The organism is Helicobacter sp. MIT 21-1697, assembly GCF_026241255.1.
GTDB lineage: Bacteria > Campylobacterota > Campylobacteria > Campylobacterales > Helicobacteraceae > Helicobacter_C.
On sequence record NZ_JAPHNC010000022.1, the window covers coordinates 1 to 935 of the forward strand.

Annotated in this window: 2 protein-coding genes; both read right to left on the reverse strand. The window is 41.8% G+C overall.

Annotation, left to right across the window (positions count from 1 at the left end; all coding sequences use genetic code 11):
* A partial coding sequence (locus OQH61_RS09420) for a hypothetical protein (RefSeq protein WP_266027178.1) occupies positions 1–642 on the reverse strand: 642 nt, incomplete at its 3' end.
* A 9-nt stretch (positions 643–651) separates the two neighbouring features.
* Complete coding sequence (locus tag OQH61_RS09425) at positions 652–846, reverse strand: hypothetical protein (protein ID WP_266027179.1); 195 nt, start codon at positions 844–846, stop codon at positions 652–654.
* Positions 847–935: the final 89 nt, after the last annotated feature.

Below are 935 nucleotides of genomic sequence, written 5' to 3' on the forward strand. Positions count from 1 at the left end.
TAGGGCAATGTTTTTCTGCTTTTGACTTGCCCTATCAAACGCGCTCAAGTTGTGCGTGTAGCGTTCTTGTTTCAAAGCACTTAGAACATCATCAGTGTCTCTATCATCACTTGCATATGTATTTTTGCTTTTGCCCAAGTGTATAGATTCTGATGATGATATAAATGCTTTGTCATTTTTGTGCAAAGTGCCTATTTTACGCGGTGTTGTCAGTGTTGTAGGTGTTGTAATCTCTGAAGAGCTTTGTGCTTTGATATGGCTTTGAAGCGTGGAGTGTGTATCCCTCAAAGCACAAATATGCTCTGTGTGGGTATGGGATAGCGTAGAATCTAATGCGTGTGTGGTAGAATCTAACTTTATGGCGCAATCTGTGGTGGCAGAATGAGTGTGCAAGATATGAGCTACTCGCTCTTGCGTGTAAGATTCTATAAAGGCGAGGGCTGCTGCTTCGCTCTCAAATGGCTCACTCCAAATACGCAAAACTTTGCCACCACGCCCTATGCCATTTTCATACAAATACATAAAAAAATATGTATTTACAGAGAAAATTTTTTGTTTGTTTCTCTGAATTTTTAATTGCAAAGCGCGAAGTGATATACTCTTAGATTCTGCAAACTCTCTGCTGCTTACCCATTGTCCCATTATGCGCCCCTATGCGATTCCAAACCCATCAGATTCAAGCATTTCTTTAAGCTCTTTACCTCTGCCGCGCTTACCTTGTATAAGCCCATAGGAGAGCTGATTAAGCAATCCTATGTCTTTCTCACTTAAGCCCTTAGATTTCGCCCAAGTGCGCAGTTTCATACCCCTTGCTGCCATTTTTGTGCTTAAGCTTTGTCTTTTCATTGCCTTACCTCTGTATTTATGGTATAATACCCGCCTACCCCCTGCAAAGCAGAGGGCAAGTCGGTTATTTTTCAAGCTTGAGGGCTATG